Below are 18,191 nucleotides of genomic sequence, written 5' to 3' on the forward strand. Positions count from 1 at the left end.
TTACCGATATGAGTATTGATTTTATTTTACCTGATATTGGCGAAGGTATTGTTGAGTGTGAATTGGTTGAATGGTTAGTTAAAGAAGGCGATAGCATTGTTGAAGACCAACCTGTTGCTGATGTTATGACTGATAAAGCGCTAGTACAAATTCCAGCAATGCATTCTGGTGTTATTGATAAGCTTTACTATGCCCAAGGTGATATTGCTAAAGTACATTCACCTTTATTTGCGATGACTCCTACTGATAGTGCACCTGCTCAAACAACCGCTCCAGCCCTAGTTGCAGAAGTAGCTGAGCCAGTTGTACAAGAAACACAAACAGCACAAGCTGTTACAGGTGCGAATGTTGTCGAAGACTTTATTCTTCCTGATATTGGCGAAGGTATTGTGGAGTGTGAAATTGTTGACTGGTTAGTTAGCGAAGGCGATATAATTGAAGAAGACCAAGCGGTAGTTGATGTAATGACTGATAAGGCATTAGTTCAAATACCAGCGAAACATGCGGGTAAGGTAGTTAAATTACATTACGGAAAAGGTGATATTGCCCAGGTTCATAAACCTTTATTTGCTATTGAAATTGCCAACAGTGCATCGACATCTGTTTCTATCTCTGCAAAAGAAGAGGTTGTTACTCCTGAGGTAGCTGCAGCGTCTGCAACTGCTGTTTCTGCACCTGTGGTAAACACTCAAAGTACTAATACTGTTGTTAATGGCAAAGCATTAGCAAGCCCAGCAGTTCGCCGCGTAGCTCGCGAGCTTAATGTAAACATTCACGAAGTTGCAGGCAGCGGACCTAAAGGACGCGTGTTTAAGCAGGACGTAGTTAACTTCACCGCACCTCAAGCGAGTACGCAAGTTAAAGACGTTGTTGCAACATCAACGAGCACTCGTACTGAGCCTATCCGCGGTATTAAAGCGGCAATGGCAAAAGCTATGGTTGCGTCTGTTTCTACGATTCCGCACTTTACTTATTGTGAAGAAATTGACATGACCAACCTTATTGCGTTACGTGGTCAGTTAAAAGAAGTGTATGCGAAGCAAGACATTAAATTAACTATGATGCCATTCTTTATGAAGTCGATGTCGTTAGCGTTAAAGCAATACCCATTAATGAATAGCAAAGTAAATGACGATTGCAGTGAAATCACTTACTTTGATGATCATAATATTGGTATGGCAGTTGATTCTAAAGTTGGTTTGTTAGTACCAAACGTTAAAAATGTTGAGTCAAAATCAATTATGGATGTAGCAAAAGAAGTTACACGTTTAACTAACGATGCTAGAGAAGGGCGTGTTGCCTCAGCCGATATTAAAGGCGGCACAATAAGTATCTCAAATATTGGCGCACTCGGCGGTACGGTTGCTACGCCAATCATTAACAAACCAGAAGTGGCTATTGTTGCTTTAGGCAAGCTACAAACACTGCCGCGTTTTGATGAAAATGGTAATGTTGTTGCTCGCTCTATTATGCAAGTAAGCTGGTCTGGAGATCACCGCGTAATTGATGGTGGCACAATAGCTCGCTTTAGTAACTTATGGAAGTCATTCCTTGAAGAGCCAACCTCGATGCTAATGCATATGAGTTAATTGCGTATTAAACCAATGTGCATGCATTAAAATGTTAATTAGAAAGGGCTTTCAGTATTGAAAGCCCTTTTCACATTTGTTTCATAGCAATTTTAGATAAACATCTTGCTATAGAATAAGAAGCGATTTAATTTAACTAACATCTATAAATTATAATCTGTAACTATGAATAAGTTATTTTCTTTACTTTTTGTTGTTATGACACTATTTATCGGTGTTAATGGAGCAGCATACTCTAAAAATAAGCTGGTTGTATTTGATAGTGATAATTTTGAGCCAGCTGTAGATTTAGTAAAAGTAGATAAGTCTTCTAGGCGTATGTATTTATATGCCAATAATACCTTGATTAAAGAATATCACATTGCCTTAGGGCCTCAGCCCAAAGGCCATAAAGAGCAAGAGGGCGATGGTCGAACACCTGAGGGCACTTATACCTTAGATTATAAAAAAGAAAATTCAGCCTTTTATCGCTCTATGCACATCGACTACCCAAACCAGCAAGATATTGCCAATGCGAAAGCTAAAAATGTCGACCCGGGTGGATTTATTATGGTTCATGGGCAAAAGACATTAAGTGTTAAACAAGCGCTAATAAGACAAAAATATAATTGGACCGACGGCTGTATCGCTTTAACCAATGCTGAAATGGATGAGTTTATGGACTTAGTCGATACCGGTACAAAAATTCAAATTAAGTGGTAATTATTAATTTAATTAACCAATTAATAATAAAAAATAAGAATAAATGATATGAACAACAAACAAGCAGAAAATAATTTAGTTCTTGGCGGCGGTGGTGTTACCGGTATTGCCTGGATGACAGGGATCCTTGCCGGCCTAGAAGAAAATGGCTTAGATTTATCTATATTTGATTCAATAGTTGGTACATCTGCTGGCTCAACAGTTGGCGCACAAATATCAAGCTCTACAAGCTTAACTGAGTTATTTGAACGTCAAGTTGATAAGAGCAAACAAAACCATGAGCTTGTACCTAAATTGAATAAATTAGCTTTGTTATGGAAACTACTTCCTGCATTAAGGTATTGGAAGAGCCCTATAAAGTTTCGTCAATGTATTGGCAAAATAGCTTCTAAAACTAATTCAGTACAACCAGAAAAGCGATTAGAGGTTATTCACGCAAGATTAACCGAGCACAACTGGCCGAGCGGAGATTTAGCCCCAACGTTAAATATTATTGCTATCGATGCTCAAACAGGGCAACACGTTATCTTTAATCAAGACTCAGATATCAGTTTAACCAATGCTGTTGCTGCAAGTTGTGCCGTGCCAATCGTTTGGCCAGCCGTGCGAGATAATAATCATGTATTTGTTGATGGCGGTATCCGTTCAATGAACAATGCTGATTTGATCACCGGCTGTAAAAAGGTATTAATCATCTCGCCAACAGGCGCAGGCAAAAAAGGCATGCCGTGGGCAAACTTGCAAGATGAAGTTGCGCTGTTAAAAGCTCAGGGTGCGCAAGTACACGTGATAATCCCTGATGAATACAGCTTGAGTGAAATGGGCAAGAATCCATTGGATCCTAATAAACGTACCGACTCTGCTTTAGCTGGCAAAAAACAAGGTTTGGCTATTTATCAAGATGTCGTGGATAGCCTAAAGCTTTAAAAAGAGACATCGAAAATTGGAACACACATCCTAGTTAAGCTACTGCGTTATCCCAACGAGCTATGAAGTAGCCCCGCAAAAGATGAGTCTGAACGGTAATTTAGTTCCACTCATAGTCACTTGCAAAATCAAAAAAAAGCGCTGTAAAATAACTGGAAATAGAAAAATACAACGTCATCCCGTTATGCTTTTAAACGGGACCTCCTCCTGGGTATTGTGCATCGATAAATTAAACTTTCAGCTTAAATTAATTGCCCATTTATTATTGGGTAAAACCTATTTATTGCATCTTACTATAAACCGACTACCTTTAAAGCGTGATATAAAACTCTCTGTTTTGTCCTTATTGCATTCTTAAAAATAATTTAAAATATCAAAGGGAAATTATTATGACATCAGCTTTTATTAAAGCTTTATCGTTAATGACTGTGCTTGGATTTAGTGTAAATGCATTTGCAGATGCACGTATTGAGCAAGTTTGGTCTTGTACACTTAAAGAAGGAAAATCTATAGAAGATGTAAAAGTTTTAAATAGCAAATGGGTAGCTTATGTAAATAAAGCGGTTAAAGGTGGGGATATAAGAAGTTATGTTGTAACACCTATAGTAGGTAATCTTGGTACATTTGTATTTGTTGATTCATTTCCAAATATGGAATCTTGGGCTGCTAAAAAAGCTGTTATGGAAACTGACGAAGGTAAAAAAATAGATGAATCTTTTGCAGATGTTTCTGAGTGCCAAAAGAACTCTTTATACTCCGCAGAGCAAAGTTAGTTCTAAGCAATATGGTATGTAAAAGTAATTTTGTATTACCTAAATTGTTTTCTTTAGAGCCTAACTCTAGTAGCTAGGCTCTTATCATAAACTTTGCGTTAATCAGCCTGTACCGTTTTTAAGTGATGTAGTAAAAATTCAACCTCGTTTTTAAAAGCAGTTTTGTTTCCTGGGTACGTTAGGTGTGCCTCAATCCCGTTTTTCTTAAGCTGTTCTTGCATTGCTAAACCAAAATTCACATGGTGTATAGCCCAGCCCCTAACTGATTTACGCTTCTTGGGTATTTTAGCATCTGGTTTCATGCCATAACTCATGAAAGTAGGGGGATCATCTGCGCTAATGTGATTAATAATTGACAGCTCTTTGATCATTTCAGCAACGCCTGGCTTTGAGCTATCTGCGTACTTACTAAACGAACGTTGATAACCAGGGATATTTTCCACCCACCAATTTAGATCCATAGTTGACTGCGCGCCTCTTGGTGCAACAGCTGTTAAACGAGATGATTCACGTGATATTGGGTCTTCGCTTAATGGATCTGCAAAGTCGTCATGCCAAGCTAAATAAGACACAAGTTGGCCCCCAGCGGAGCCGCCATAAGCTGCAATTCTATTTTTATCTATATTCCATTCATCCGCTTTACTTCGAATAAATTGCAAAGCGCGAACCACGTCTTCATGGGCAGCAGGAAAGTTTGCATGTTTTAGTAAGCGATATTCAATCGAAGCGTGATGCACGCCATTTTTAAGATATTTTTCAATTTTTTTACCATCAACTTTATCGTGTGACCCACCTCTAAAACCACCTCCATGAATATAAATAACTAATGGGGCAGGCTCTTTGGTATCAGCTTTCCAAAAATCGATTATTTGATTAGGGTGTTTGCCATAAGCAATATTTTCATAAGTAATGGTTGCTGACATGTTTGAGTTTGCTTGCACTGCTATACAAGAGCTAGCAACTATTAATAATGTACCAATAAGATATTTAGATATGTGTTTAAGCGACAAAATAATTCCTTATCAATAAAGTCTTTAGATATTCATAACTTAGCATGCAGGTATGGTAGAGTTGAAAATTATTTACCTTTCTTTACATCAGCTGTGTTAATGCTGAGCGAATATTTTTAATAAAATTAAGCCATTAAAAAGGCGAACGGCCCATTAATAGGAGCGTTCGCCTTATCTTTTATAGCCAAGAGCTATTCGGTGTAAATTACATTACACGTTGGCCAGGCTGTGCACCATCATCTGGATTTAAGATGAAGATGTCTTTACCGCCAGGGCCAGCAGCAATGATCATACCTTCTGACATACCAAAGCGCATCTTACGAGGCGCAAGGTTAGCAACAACAACTGTTAATTTACCTACTAAATCTTCTGGTTGATAAGCTGATTTAATACCCGCAAATATTTGACGCGTTTCGCCGCCTAAATCTACTTCAATGCGCAATAATTTATCTGCTTTTTCTACGTGCTCAGCAACAACAATTTTTGCTACACGTAAATCTACTTTAGCAAAATCTTCAAAACCAATTTCATCGGCGATCGGATCGTCTGCTAAAGGGCCTGTTACAGGCTCTGCAACGTCTTGTGTTGCAACTAAGTTGTCTTTTGAATCATCAACCATAGCGTTTACTTTATCCATTTCTACGCGTTGTAATAACGCTTTAAATTTATTTACTTTATGATCAACTAGTAAGGCTTTATGACCTTCCCAAATTAACTCATCATTTAAGAAACCTGCAGTTTTAGCAGCAAGCTCAGGTAATACTGGCTTAAGGTAAATCATTAAGATACGGAACAAGTTAATACCTAGTGAACAGATATCTTGAACTTCTTGTTGTTTACCTTCTTCTTTAATTAACTGCCATGGCTCTTTAACGGCAATATATTCGTTAACTTTATCTGCTAATGCCATAATTTCACGCATTGCACGGCCAAACTCTCTACTTTCATAAAGTGCGGCAATTGAGTCACCAGCATTCATTACTTCATCAGCAAGCTCTTGATCATCAATGTTCGTTGATAACATACCGTCGAATTTCTTCGAGATAAAGCTGGCACAACGAGAGGCAATGTTTACTACCTTACCCACTAAGTCAGAGTTTACACGCTGAGCAAAGTCTTCAAGGTTTAAATCTAAATCGTCAATACGGCTAGTTAATTTAGCGGCAAAGTAATAACGTAAAAATTCAGGGTTTAAGTGATCTAAATAAGTACGACCTTTAATGAAAGTACCTTTTGATTTAGACATCTTACGACCATTAACCGTAACAAAACCATGAGCGTAAACCGATGTTGGCTGGCGGTAATCAGCGCCGCTTAACATCGCAGGCCAGAATAACGAGTGGAAATAGATAATATCTTTACCAATGAAGTGGTAAAGCTCTGCAGTAGAGTCTTTTTCCCAGAACTCATCAAAGTTAATGCCACGCTTATCACATAAGTTTTTAAAGCTACCCATGTAACCAATTGGCGCGTCTAACCATACGTAAAAGAATTTACCCGGAGCGTTTGGAATTTCAAAACCAAAATATGGTGCATCGCGTGAGATATCCCACTGTTGTAAACCAGACTCAAACCATTCGCCAAGTTTATTGGCCATTTCTTCTTGTAGAGAACCACTACGAGTCCATTCTTTTAGCATTTCTTCAAATGCAGGTAAGTCGAAAAAGTAATGCTCTGAATCTTTTAATACTGGTGTCGCACCAGAAACAACAGATACTGGATTAATTAAATCTGTCGGAGAGTAGGTTTCACCACAGTTATCACAGTTATCGCCGTTTTGATCTTCACTCTTACACTTAGGACATGTACCTTTTACGAAACGATCTGGCAGGAACATTTCTTTTTCAGGATCGAATAATTGCTGGATAGTGCGAGTTTTAATATGACCTTTAGCGTGCAAACGATTATATATTTCTTCAGCAAACACACGGTTTTCATCACTGTGTGTTGAATGATAGTTATCAAACTCAATATTAAAGCCAGCAAAATCAGCCATGTGCTCTTCACGCACATTGTTGATCATTTCTTCCGGTGAAATACCTAACTGCTGCGCTTTGAGCATGATTGGCGTACCATGAGCGTCATCAGCACAAACGTAGTATGCTTCATGGCCACGCATTTTTTGAAAACGTACCCAAATATCAGTCTGAATGTACTCTAATAAGTGACCTAAATGGATTGGTCCATTGGCATAAGGTAGTGCACTGGTCACAAGAATTTTGCGATTTTTGCTAGTCATAGATCGAACTTGCCTAATTTATGAAAAATTTAATAGTAATATGGGCAGGGATAGTACAGAATTTAACGTGTTTTTTCATCAATAATTATCATAAATAGCAATAAAAGCCGGACATTATGTTTAAAAAGCTGTTTTCTAAAGGCGAAAAGCCTGCACAATTTACTCAAGACATTGAGGCTTACCTCAATGACTATCGCTCACAATCATTTCCTGATGGCGTATTAGCGAGCGTTAATCAGTTTAATATTAAGCTGGAAGACAATACTTATATTTTAGAATTCACTCTGCCGTTTCCTTGTCAGGGGGAGTTAGAAGATATTGCTAGAGAGTTAGTAAGTAAATTCGATATCGATATTGAGTTATCGCTAGCTTTAGATATAAAGCCTGTGCGTCGTCATAATATTAACGGCATTAAAAATATTATTGCTATCGCATCTGGAAAAGGCGGAGTAGGGAAATCAACTACTGCGGTTAACCTTGCTTATTCTCTTATTGCTGAAGGGGCTAAGGTAGGAATTTTAGATGCCGATATTTACGGGCCATCTATACCAACTATGCTAGGTTTACAGGAGCAAAAGCCGTCATCACTCGATGGTAAAACTATGCAACCACTTGAGGCTAATGGTTTAACCGCTATGTCGATTGGCTTTTTAGTTTCTGACTCACAAGCCACCGTATGGCGCGGCCCAATGGCAAGTACTGCATTTAATCAATTACTCAATGAAACCGCTTGGCCTGATTTAGATTATCTTATTATAGATATGCCTCCGGGCACTGGCGATATCCAGCTAACGCTTTCACAAAAAGTACCTGTTGCGGCAGCTACCGTTATTACTACGCCACAAGATATTGCCCTTATTGATGCGATAAAAGGTGTCAGCATGTTTGATAAAGTACAAGTACCAGTACTTGGTATTATTGAAAACATGAGTTATCACATCTGTGAAAACTGTGGTCATCAAGCTCATTTATTTGGTCAAGGTGGGGCAATGCGCATTGCTAAGCAAAATAATGTTGATTTATTAGGGCAATTACCACTTAATATGCAAGTAAGAGAGGACTGCGATAGTGGCATTTCTACAGTTTTTGCAAATTCAACTGGCGAAATTACCCAAATGTACCGTAAAATAGCTCGAAACATGGCAGCAACGCTTTATTATCAACTTGATGCAAATAGCCCTTATACAACCAATATAACTCACACAAATACCACAGAAGAATAAAATCATGAGACTTTGCGATAAAGATATTCAAGAATTACTTGACCAAGAAAAAATTGTTATTGTACCTAAACCTGATGAATCAATGATTTCAGGGGTAAGTGTTGATATTTGTTTAGGTAATAAATTTCGAGTGTTTGAATCACATAATGCACCATTCATTGATTTGAGTGGGCCGAAAGCGCAAGTACAAGATGCGATGAATACGGTAATGAGTGATGAAATTCACGTTGAAGATGGTGAAGCATTCTTTCTTCACCCTGGTGAGTTAGCTTTAGCGGTAACTTATGAGTCGGTTACTTTACCTGATGATATCGTTGGCTGGTTAGATGGTCGTTCATCATTAGCTCGTTTGGGCTTAATGGTACATGTTACTGCGCACCGAATCGATCCAGGTTGGTCTGGGCAAATTGTTTTAGAGTTTTATAACTCAGGTAAACTTCCACTAGCGCTTAGACCTCGTATGAAAATCGCAGCTTTAAATTTTGAAACTATGTCTGGCTCAGCGCTTCGTCCATACAATAAGCGTACAGATGCTAAATACAAAGGCCAAACAGGCGCTGTAGCGAGTCGAATTAGTGAAGATGATAAATCATAAGATTTAAACAATCTGTACTACCAAATTGTATTAAAACGCAAAAGGCCCGATCTATGATCGGGCCTTTTGATTTTTATTGTTTAATAGCAATTTAATCAATGTGGTATAACTATAACCGTTAAGAATTTACCGCTTTTACTTGTTTGTCTTTAAGATCGCATTCAATAGCTTGTTCTAACGCATCAATTAAACGTACTTTATCGTGATGGTATTCAACTTTTTGACTGGCTAAAGGTTGTTTTATTAAATGTACAAAATCAGATTTAGCATCCATATCGGCTGTGATAATCGTATCAACAGGCTGACAGCCAATGTTATAAGTTAGCCATTCTAATTTCTCATCTAATGAAAGTTCGCCAGCGGGGCTATTTTCTTTGACTAAGTTATCAATAAGAATACATCGTGCTTTGCTTGTGGCAATCGCATTAGCGATATCTCTTACTAACAGAGGAGGCACTATTGAAGTTAAAAAGCTGCCAGGCCCTAATATAATTAAATCAGCTGCGGCAATAGCATTTAAAGTTTCAGGCATCGCTTTTACTAAAGGAGCTAGCATCATATTTTTTGGCATGCTGCCCATGTCATCAACCGATATTTCACCGACACGACAACGGCCTTCTTCATAAAATGCCATTAAGTCTGTTGGCGTTTCAGACATAGGTTGAACACGAGTTCTTACGCGCAGTATAGCTCGCATTAATTTGATTGAGTCAAGTGGGCGAGAGTGTAATTCATTTAGGCCGTAAAGAATAAGGTTACCTAAATTGTGACCTTCAAGTTCATCAGAGCCATCAAATCGAAAATTTAATAGTTGGCTACCTATAGAGTTTGAGTCAACCAATTGCGTTAAACAGTTACGTAAATCGCCCCAGGCGATTGAGCTACTACGCTTACGTAATTTACCCGTTGAACCACCATTATCTGTAGTTGCTACAACCCCAGTTAACTGATCTCCTAAAAAGGATAGGGTAGATAGTACTCTACCTAAACCATGGCCGCCGCCAATGGCAACGACTTTTAAATTTTTAATCTTCATTTATATATTTAGCCTTACAAACCTAGAAAGAAAATAAGTAATGAGAATAGGTTTGTGTTATTAATTTTTTTAATATCTACAATGTATTATAGAAAAGTATTTTTATATTTTTCACTATTCTAATGTTAAAACAACAAATTAAGCTATAAAAAAAGTGTAACCTTAATAATAGAGATGTTTTTATTGGCTGCTTAAATTTAATTAGTTAAGATGAATCGAAACAATAGTGCTTTGTGTAACAAAATTAGTCAAAAAGTCATCAAAGCGATCGAATTATGAGCGGTTAATCAAAAAAAAGGTTTTTTTTACCGTTTTCTTAAAAAAAGGTGTTGACAGTTTTACATGGGGTGTCTAGAATTCGCCTCGCTTTCAAGGAGTCTAGGTCGCTCATGAAAGTAAGAAGTCCCGGGGCTATAGCTCAGCTGGGAGAGCGCTTCGCTGGCAGCGAAGAGGTCTGCGGTTCGATCCCGCATAGCTCCACCAACTTACTTCTTTTAGGTTTTGGCAAAAACCGACACAAGTTTACTTGTGAGATGGTATATATTTATATATAACAATGCGAATGTTAACTTAATTGATAACACCAGCGTCCCCATCGTCTAGAGGCCTAGGACACCGCCCTTTCACGGCGGTAACAGGGGTTCGAATCCCCTTGGGGACGCCAATTTTTTAAAAAATAAGTTGTACCGTTAGGTATATAAAAGTTCTTAGTGCCGGGTGTATATCACCAGACACAGAAAACCAAAACATTGTTTCGCAATCGTTTTCTGCGTCCCCATCGTCTAGAGGCCTAGGACACCGCCCTTTCACGGCGGTAACAGGGGTTCGAATCCCCTTGGGGACGCCAACTTATTTTAGATAACTTAAGTGATTAAGTTCTAGTGCCAGGAGTTTACTCCGGACACAGAAAAGAGTTTAAAGGATATGTTTTTAATATTTACTGCTAGCGCAGAATATAAAAATATATTTGGTAAGACTGTTCTGCGTCCCCATCGTCTAGAGGCCTAGGACACCGCCCTTTCACGGCGGTAACAGGGGTTCGAATCCCCTTGGGGACGCCACTTACTTTATCAACTTTTTAATCTTAGGTCTTAACCAGTTTACTGGTGAAGAACGCTATAAACTTTTAATTTTTATTTATAAAAATTAAAAACTTGAAACCAAGTTTCATAATCGTTTTCAGCGTCCCCATCGTCTAGAGGCCTAGGACACCGCCCTTTCACGGCGGTAACAGGGGTTCGAATCCCCTTGGGGACGCCACTTTCTAAGTGACAAAAAAGCCGACGCAAGTCGGCTTTTTTGTGTCTGAAATTTACCATTCCATATATCCGAAAGCCTGATTAAATCTTCAACATCTGTACAAATGTACTAAGCTCTATAAATATATTTCATCACAGAGTGATAATTAATGACTAAAGAAGTTGCTCAATGCCAGTGTGGTCAGCTACAAATCGTGTGTGCTAATAACTATTTAATGCACGGTCAATGTAGTTGCGAAGATTGTCAAAGAAGAACGGGTACACCAACAAGTTTTCATTTGTACTATAAAGCTAAAGACGTAGAGATTAAGGGCGAGTTTAAAACGTTTACTCGAAAAGCTGAAGAGGGCAGAGAAATAGAATTTATCTTTTGTCCTGAGTGTGGAGGTTCGCTAGCGTTTGATATTCCCTGGGCTGATGATGTTTATGGTGAAAAAATGACTGGCATACCTTTAGGTAATTTTACCAATCCTAAAATTGCAGCTCCTGATGTTTCTGTTTGGAATTGCTACCTGCCAACATGGTTTCCCAATGTGGTGACTGAAACTAGGCGAATGGCTGAACAGCCTAAAACTATTGATGATATCAAGCTCGTGCTTAGATCGTTAGGTAAGCTATGAGTTGTAATTGTTTGATGCGTATTTATGATGCCAGATTTACTTATTTCAAAGTGAGTAGGGCACACATTAGATGCGTAGCATAATTAAATTATGAGTTTAGCTATTTAGCTGTTTACTTTTTCAACAAGGGCCTGTATATTTGCCGAGTTATTTATTCTCCTCTCGTTTATTTAACCTATTATCGAAAAGATAATACGTGTTTGTCTTTCCCTTTCACAGTTAGTCATCACCACAGCGTAAGCTTATTTATTGTTGGTTTAAGCAAATTATTTGGATCTTAAGATCTATAATTTTGCTACCTTGTGTTGTTTTAATTTTAAAAAAATTGATATAAAAATCTAGTTCTAACGATAATAAAGCTTTTTCTTATATGTGCATTTATGCACGGTTTAAAGAGGTTTATTATGTCTTATACATATAAAGGAAAGGTGTATTCAATTACAGCACCTGTAGAGCGAATTTCTGTTAACAAACTCAACGTAGTTGTTAAAGATAAAAATGGTTCACAGTTGTTTGAATTTACTGATCTTAACGAATCTAAAAGTTTTCTTGAGTCTATTTATCAAGCTTAATCTTTTAGTGTAAAAATAGGTGGGTATTTGTATTGTTTTACAGGTACCCATCCAGTTTTAACTATTGGTTTCATCTCACAAAAAATTAATGTAATCACTCTTAGATATACTTAATTAATGAGTCTACTAACATTTTTTTATTAACTGGTTTTGCTAATAAATCTTTCATTCCCACATCAATACACTCTGATTTGTCAGCTGAACTTGCATTCGCTGTTAGGGCAATGATTGGCGTGTTTTTATAATTACCGAGTTTTTTGATTTGTTTAGTCGCTTCTATGCCATCCATAATTGGCATGCGCATATCCATAAAAATAAGATCAAACTGTTGCTGTTCGCATTGATGTAGGGCATCTAGTCCATCTTTAGCGTAAAAGTGCTCAACACCTAAAGCGTCTAAATGGAATTTTGGTACAGTGATATTCATTGGTAAATCATCAACTAATAAGACTTTTTTACCTATTAGTGCTGAAACATCGTCGGTATTTGCATTATTTGTTACTTGCGTAAGCCCTTTATTAAGCTTAACAACAAAGCTAAAAGTGCTACCTATGCCAGGTTCACTATTAACTTCAATAACACCATCCATAGCTTTGATTAGCTCTTTACTTATATTTAAACCTAGACCACAACCTTTAATTTGTTCATTTTGTTGATTCGGCTCTTGATAAAAAGAGGTGAAGATAGTGTCTAAATTTTCTTTGGCAATACCAATACCTGTATCTTTAACTTTACCACTTAAATATATGCAATCGTCTTGTACATGACACCTTATGATAACTTGAATACTGCCTTGGTTAGTGTATTTACAAGAGTTATTGATTAGGTTGATAAAGATTTGCATTAAGCGAGTTTCATCACCTATGACGTTTATGTTTTGCAAATTCTCACAAATAAATTCTAATTTAACTGGTTTATTTAACACAAAAGGCTTAGCTATCGATTTAACTTTCTCTACTGATTCTTGTAAGCAGAATGGCTTCTGTTCAAGTCGCATGGTTGAGGTTGTTAGCTTGGATATATCGAGAATGTCGTTAACAATATTAGATAAATGTTCAGATGCTTGCTGAATGTTGTTTAGATAATTACTTAATTCACTGGGAAGTTCGGCAGAGTCAAACTTTTGTTGAGTTATTTCAGATAAGCCTACAATTGAATTTAATGGGGTTCTGATCTCGTGGCTTACTTTGGCTAAGTATTCATTTTTTAATTTAGCTTGAAACTGTAATTCTTGTTCTAATAATTTTTGCTTAGTTATATCTGTTGCTAAACAAATGACGCCTATAATATTGTTATTTGTGTCAAACAGCGGCGTTTTCGTGGTTAGGTAATAAAACTGTTCACCAAAGTTAGAGGGAATTAATTCTTCATAACGTAAGCTAATACCCGTTTCCAAAACTTGCCTGTCTTTAGATACTATTTTTTCGATGGTATCATTATCGTTAAATATTTCTTTATCCGTTCTACCAATAACATCGGCAATTTTACATCCAACCGCTTGTTCATAGTAACTGTTAACAAAGATGTGACGACCTGCGGTGTCTTTAACTAAAATAACGGCATCGATTTCATTAACAATTTGATTTAATAAGCCATGTTGAACACCTTGAATATCATGTTCGTTAATGAAGTTTTGAATATATAAACTTATTTCGGATGGGACCACGGGAAATCTCAGCTAATAAAAGACAGCCAAATATAACAATTTTTTGTTTGTAACTCTATTTTTAAAAGCAATATATTTGGTTAAAAGTGCAATTATTTAACGAGCAATTATCCTCTTTATTTTATCAAAACATCGAGAGTCGACTTCATTTCACTAGCGATAATTGGCTGTGCATCTTTAGTTGGATGTATACCATCGCCTTGCATTAAATCTGGGTTAATGGCAACGCTGGCAATAAAAAAGGGCAATAAGGCAACATTCTTTTCCTTTGCCACACTGCTAAAAACATCACTGAACATTTTATTATATCTTGGACCATAATTTGGCGGGATCTGTATTTCAGCTAATAAAACTTGGATATTTTTAGTTTGTGCCAAGTCAATAATTTGTAACAAGTTATTTTTAATTAGCTTAGGAGAAAATCCTCTTAAGCCATCATTACCGCCAAGTTCGATAAGTAAATAATCAATTTTATTTTTATCTAAAATTCCCGGAAGTCTAGCTAAACCGCCACCTGTAGTCTCGCCGCTAATGCTAGCATTGATGATGTGATAGCCTGATTTATCTTGTTTAAGTTGGTTATTTAATAACATAACCCAGCCGTCTTTTTCTTGCATTCCATAGCTAGCACTTAAACTATCTCCTAAAAGGAGAATAGAGTTTTGAGCCAAACTCTGGTTTACTAACGTATTAGTAACTATAAGAATTAAACACAGAAGAAATCTTTTTATCATGAATACATCACCTGAAATAATTTTAGACTGCCAAAAGCTCACAAAAACTGTCGTCACGGGTAGTGGTAAGTCTGGAGCAAAACCTCTTACTATCCTTCAACCAATTGACTTACAAGTCAAGTCTGGCGAAAGTGTTGCGATAATCGGAGCGTCAGGATCAGGTAAAACTACCTTATTGTCAATTTTAGCCGGACTGGATTTACCAAGCTCTGGTGAAATATACCTTAAGCAAAAACCAATGCATACCTTTGATGAAGAACAACGCAGTAAAGTAAGGGCTGATCATGTTGGTTTTATCTTTCAGTCATTCTTATTAATAAGCAGTCTTACAGCACTTGAAAACGTTATGCTTCCTGCTGAACTGGCAAATGATGATAATGCCAAAGAGCAAGCGCTTGAAATGCTGGCTAAAGTTGGTTTAGGCGATAGGGTCGATCATTTCCCTAGCCAGCTTTCTGGTGGTGAGCAACAGCGAGTTGCTATTGCTCGAGCATTTGTGTCTAAACCAGATATTTTATTTGCCGATGAGCCTACGGGCAATCTAGATAGTAAAACAGGTGAGTATATCAGCAGTTTATTATTTGATTTAAACCAACAGCAGGGGACAACATTGGTACTGGTTACCCATGATCAAAAGCTAGCTCTGCGTTGTCAGCGCCAGTTAACTATGGATTCTGGTCGTTTTATTGAGCAGCAAATAATGGCTGAGGTAAGCTAACTATGCCTATGTGGATCAAACAATCATTACGATTATTCCGCCATGAGCTTAAACGTGGCGAACTCACTATTATTTGTTTTGCGATTATTTTAGCCGTGGCTACTGTTTTTTCGTTATCTGGTTTTTCCCAACAAATTAAGTCTGCATTAGTCAATGAAAGTAATAGTTTTATAGCTTCAGATAGAGTACTGCAGTCCTCTCGTCCCGCCAATGAAAGCATTTTAATTAAAGCCCAAGAGCAAAATTTACAAAGTGTGCAGATGCTATTGTTTTCTTCAATGGCGTTCGCCCAAGACGAAATGCAGTTAGTTAATGTTAAAGCTGTAGAGCAAGGTTACCCACTTCGTGGCGAGCTCTTAATTGAATCTGATAATGGCCCGGTAGCATTGAGCGCACCAAGCAAAGGCAGTATTTGGGTTGATAAATCTTTACTAACTAAACTTAGTGTTGAAATAGGCGATAGTGTTGAATTAGGCGCTGCAAATCTAAAAATAGCAGGTGTAATTAATAAAGAGCCGGATGCGTCGTTTAGCGTTTTTACGCAAGGGCCAAGAGTATTTTTAAATTTTGCTGATATTGAACAAACTAAAGTTGTCCAACCTGGTAGCAGGCTTACTTATCGTTACCTATTTGCCGGTGAAAAAGCTGATGTTGACAGTTTTGATGACTGGCTTACACCGCAAGTTGAAGAGAATCAGCGCTGGTATGATATTAAAAGCCAGCAGTCGCCACTTGCTAGTGCGCTTAAGCGCGCAGAAAGCTTTTTATCATTAGCTAGTATGTTGGGTATTCTTCTTGCTGCTGTTGCTGTATCTGTTGCAAGTAAACGCTATGGTCAGCGTCATCAGCCTATGGTTACTGTATTTAAAGCGATGGGCGCAAATAAAAATTACATCCGTAACCTGTATTTATTGCATTGGAGCAGTTTGTCTGCCTTTTCAATCATCATTGGTTTATGTGTAGGTTTTATTATGCAGTACTACGCTTTGCAATATATGGCTAGTTATTTGCCAACGTCTACACAAGCTTCGTATTGGTATCCACTTACCGTTGCCATAACAACAGGACTATTATGTGCATGTGCGTTTGCTTATGCACCATTAAAAGAGTTAGTTGCAACTCCGGTGTTATCTGTCATTAGGGGCTTTAATGGTTTTACTTCAATCGCCCGTTGGCAGTCAGTAGTACCTGCGATAAGTGCTGTATTTGTATTATTACTGTTGTTTTCGAAAAATATAATCTTATCGTTAGTTTTACTGTTAAGCACAGCTGTAATTGTGGCAGTACTGGTTCTATTTGGCCGTGTATTAATCTCTCTAGGTAGAAAGATAGGCTCAGGAGCAGGGCAGTCATTGCACTTAGCTATTGCCAATTTAAAACGCCGCGCAAAACAAAACAATGTGCAATTAGTCAGTTTTACTATCGCTATCATGCTCTTATTACTTATGCTTGTTGTGCGTACTGATTTAATTGACGAATGGCAGGCGCAACTACCCGAAAACACCCCAAATCAATTTTTAGTAAATATTAATCAATCACAAGTACCTAAGGTTGAAGAGTTCTTACAAGCCAATGAACTTAGCGCTAGTCAGCTGTTTCCTATTATTAGAGGAAGATTAACCGCAATTAATGATGAAAAATTATTAAAAAAAGCCAGTAAAGAGCAAGATGATAACAGCGATAACGGTAGGCAAGGGCTTGGCCGTGAGCTAAATATGACCTGGCAACAAGAGCTGCCAGCTGAAAATGTCGTTATTGAAGGTCAGTGGTTTAGTGAAACAGATAATACTCCTGCGGTTTCTATTGAATCAAAATTAGCCGAGCGATTAAATGTGGCTGTTGGTGATGAACTGTCATTTCAAATAGGAAGTGAAAAAATTCGTATTCCGGTAACAAGTATCAGAGAAGTTAACTGGAGAAGTATGCAGCCTAATTTCTATATGATTTTTAGTGCTGGCGTATTAGCCGACTTCCCTGTTACTTATATTGCATCGATGCATGTGCCAAGTGTTAACAAGCAAGATTTCCAACAATTTTTATCATCGTATCCAACCATTAGTGTTATTGATGTTGAAGCAATGATTTCACAATTACGTACCGTGATTGAACAAGTATCTATCGCGATAGAGTTTATTTTATTACTTGTGGTGATTGCAGGATCGCTTGTCCTTGTTGCACAAGTGCAAGCCAGTATGGAAGAGCGTGAGCGTGAGCTAGCTATTTTACGAACCTTGGGAGCTAAAGGTAGTCTTTTACGTAATTCAACTCTGTTAGAGTTTGTTGTACTTGGCGCTATATCAGGATTATTAGCCAGCGTGGCAATGGAAGTGGCAGTATTTTTCATTCAATTGAATGTTTTTGAGATGGCTACTTCATTCCACGGATTTTACTGGTTTGTTGGTATAAGTGTTGGCGCACTGTTTGTTGGTAGTGTTGGCTTTATGTCGTGCTGGCGTTTATTAAAGCTATCGAGCCTAACGTTAATTCGAAGAACGCTTTAATGTGTTGATTTAATTAGGATCTAATGT

Annotated in this window: 15 protein-coding genes and 5 tRNA genes; 15 read left to right on the forward strand and 5 right to left on the reverse strand. The window is 37.6% G+C overall.

The features are described from left to right. Nucleotides 1-8: 8 nt before the first annotated feature. From FNN08_RS03400 to FNN08_RS03415, 4 genes are all read left to right on the forward strand, one after another. A complete protein-coding gene (locus FNN08_RS03400) occupies nucleotides 9-1,589 on the forward strand; it encodes a dihydrolipoyllysine-residue acetyltransferase (RefSeq protein WP_143583349.1) in 1,581 nt (526 codons plus the stop codon). Between the two features lie 165 nt (nucleotides 1,590-1,754). Further along, on the forward strand, nucleotides 1,755-2,291 hold the full coding sequence (locus tag FNN08_RS03405) for a murein L,D-transpeptidase family protein (RefSeq protein ID WP_260679263.1): 537 nt from the start codon (nucleotides 1,755-1,757) through the stop codon (nucleotides 2,289-2,291). A gap of 48 nt (nucleotides 2,292-2,339) precedes the next feature. Next, complete coding sequence (locus FNN08_RS03410; protein WP_143583350.1) at nucleotides 2,340-3,218, forward strand: patatin-like phospholipase family protein; 879 nt, start codon at nucleotides 2,340-2,342, stop codon at nucleotides 3,216-3,218. Nucleotides 3,219-3,607: 389 nt separating this feature from the next. Further along, on the forward strand, nucleotides 3,608-3,991 hold the full coding sequence (locus FNN08_RS03415; RefSeq protein ID WP_143583351.1) for a hypothetical protein: 384 nt from the start codon (nucleotides 3,608-3,610) through the stop codon (nucleotides 3,989-3,991). Between the two features lie 98 nt (nucleotides 3,992-4,089). Here FNN08_RS03415 and FNN08_RS03420 read toward each other — a convergent pair whose 3' ends face one another. Together FNN08_RS03420 and metG are read right to left on the reverse strand one after the other, a co-directional pair. Beyond that, a complete protein-coding gene (locus FNN08_RS03420) occupies nucleotides 4,090-5,001 on the reverse strand; it encodes an alpha/beta hydrolase (protein ID WP_143583352.1) in 912 nt (303 codons plus the stop codon). A gap of 205 nt (nucleotides 5,002-5,206) precedes the next feature. After that, entirely contained in the window at nucleotides 5,207-7,240 is a 2,034-nt protein-coding gene (gene metG, locus FNN08_RS03425) for a methionine--tRNA ligase (protein ID WP_143583353.1), read from the reverse strand. A gap of 116 nt (nucleotides 7,241-7,356) precedes the next feature. Here metG and apbC point away from each other — a divergent pair, with 116 nt between their 5' ends. Next, the gene (gene apbC / locus FNN08_RS03430) at nucleotides 7,357-8,463 is read left to right on the forward strand and encodes an iron-sulfur cluster carrier protein ApbC (protein WP_143583354.1); all 1,107 of its coding nucleotides are present in this window, start codon (nucleotides 7,357-7,359) and stop codon (nucleotides 8,461-8,463) included. Nucleotides 8,464-8,467: 4 nt separating this feature from the next. Further along, entirely contained in the window at nucleotides 8,468-9,058 is a 591-nt protein-coding gene (dcd, locus tag FNN08_RS03435) for a dCTP deaminase (RefSeq protein ID WP_143583355.1), read from the forward strand. Between the two features lie 118 nt (nucleotides 9,059-9,176). Here dcd and yvcK read toward each other — a convergent pair whose 3' ends face one another. Next, entirely contained in the window at nucleotides 9,177-10,094 is a 918-nt protein-coding gene (yvcK, locus tag FNN08_RS03440) for a uridine diphosphate-N-acetylglucosamine-binding protein YvcK (protein WP_143583356.1), read from the reverse strand. 407 nt (nucleotides 10,095-10,501) lie between these two features. Between yvcK and FNN08_RS03445 the strand changes: the two genes are divergently transcribed. The 7 genes from FNN08_RS03445 (at nucleotide 10,502) to FNN08_RS16300 (ending at nucleotide 12,545) form a co-directional block, all read left to right on the forward strand. Continuing rightward, a tRNA-Ala gene (locus tag FNN08_RS03445) sits at nucleotides 10,502-10,577 on the forward strand. A 105-nt stretch (nucleotides 10,578-10,682) separates the two neighbouring features. After that, a tRNA-Glu gene (locus FNN08_RS03450) sits at nucleotides 10,683-10,758 on the forward strand. A 107-nt stretch (nucleotides 10,759-10,865) separates the two neighbouring features. Then, nucleotides 10,866-10,941: transfer RNA gene (locus FNN08_RS03455), tRNA-Glu, on the forward strand. 138 nt (nucleotides 10,942-11,079) lie between these two features. Next, nucleotides 11,080-11,155, forward strand: a tRNA-Glu gene (locus FNN08_RS03460). A 123-nt stretch (nucleotides 11,156-11,278) separates the two neighbouring features. Then, nucleotides 11,279-11,354, forward strand: a tRNA-Glu gene (locus tag FNN08_RS03465). A 148-nt stretch (nucleotides 11,355-11,502) separates the two neighbouring features. Further along, nucleotides 11,503-11,973, forward strand: a complete 471-nt coding sequence (locus FNN08_RS03470; protein WP_143583357.1) for a GFA family protein — start codon at nucleotides 11,503-11,505, stop codon at nucleotides 11,971-11,973. A 404-nt stretch (nucleotides 11,974-12,377) separates the two neighbouring features. After that, a complete protein-coding gene (locus tag FNN08_RS16300; RefSeq protein ID WP_185962557.1) occupies nucleotides 12,378-12,545 on the forward strand; it encodes a hypothetical protein in 168 nt (55 codons plus the stop codon). 100 nt (nucleotides 12,546-12,645) lie between these two features. Here the strand turns inward: FNN08_RS16300 and FNN08_RS03475 are convergent, their stop codons facing one another. Then, a complete protein-coding gene (locus FNN08_RS03475) occupies nucleotides 12,646-14,211 on the reverse strand; it encodes an ATP-binding protein (RefSeq protein ID WP_143583358.1) in 1,566 nt (521 codons plus the stop codon). Nucleotides 14,212-14,327: 116 nt separating this feature from the next. Further along, complete coding sequence (locus tag FNN08_RS03480) at nucleotides 14,328-14,945, reverse strand: arylesterase (protein ID WP_143583359.1); 618 nt, start codon at nucleotides 14,943-14,945, stop codon at nucleotides 14,328-14,330. On the opposite strand from FNN08_RS03480, the gene FNN08_RS03485 reads away from it, so the two are divergent. Next, nucleotides 14,944-15,663 carry an ABC transporter ATP-binding protein gene (locus FNN08_RS03485; RefSeq protein ID WP_143583360.1) on the forward strand — a complete coding sequence of 240 codons (720 nt, stop codon included), beginning with the start codon at nucleotides 14,944-14,946 and terminating at the stop codon, nucleotides 15,661-15,663. The genes FNN08_RS03480 and FNN08_RS03485 overlap by 2 nt on opposite strands. A gap of 2 nt (nucleotides 15,664-15,665) precedes the next feature. Further along, nucleotides 15,666-18,164 carry an ABC transporter permease gene (locus FNN08_RS03490; RefSeq protein WP_143583361.1) on the forward strand — a complete coding sequence of 833 codons (2,499 nt, stop codon included), beginning with the start codon at nucleotides 15,666-15,668 and terminating at the stop codon, nucleotides 18,162-18,164. The last annotated feature ends 27 nt before the right edge of the window (nucleotides 18,165-18,191 follow it).

It is taken from the genome of Thalassomonas sp. M1454 (assembly GCF_007097525.1).
In the GTDB taxonomy this organism is placed as follows: domain Bacteria; phylum Pseudomonadota; class Gammaproteobacteria; order Enterobacterales; family Alteromonadaceae; genus Thalassotalea_A.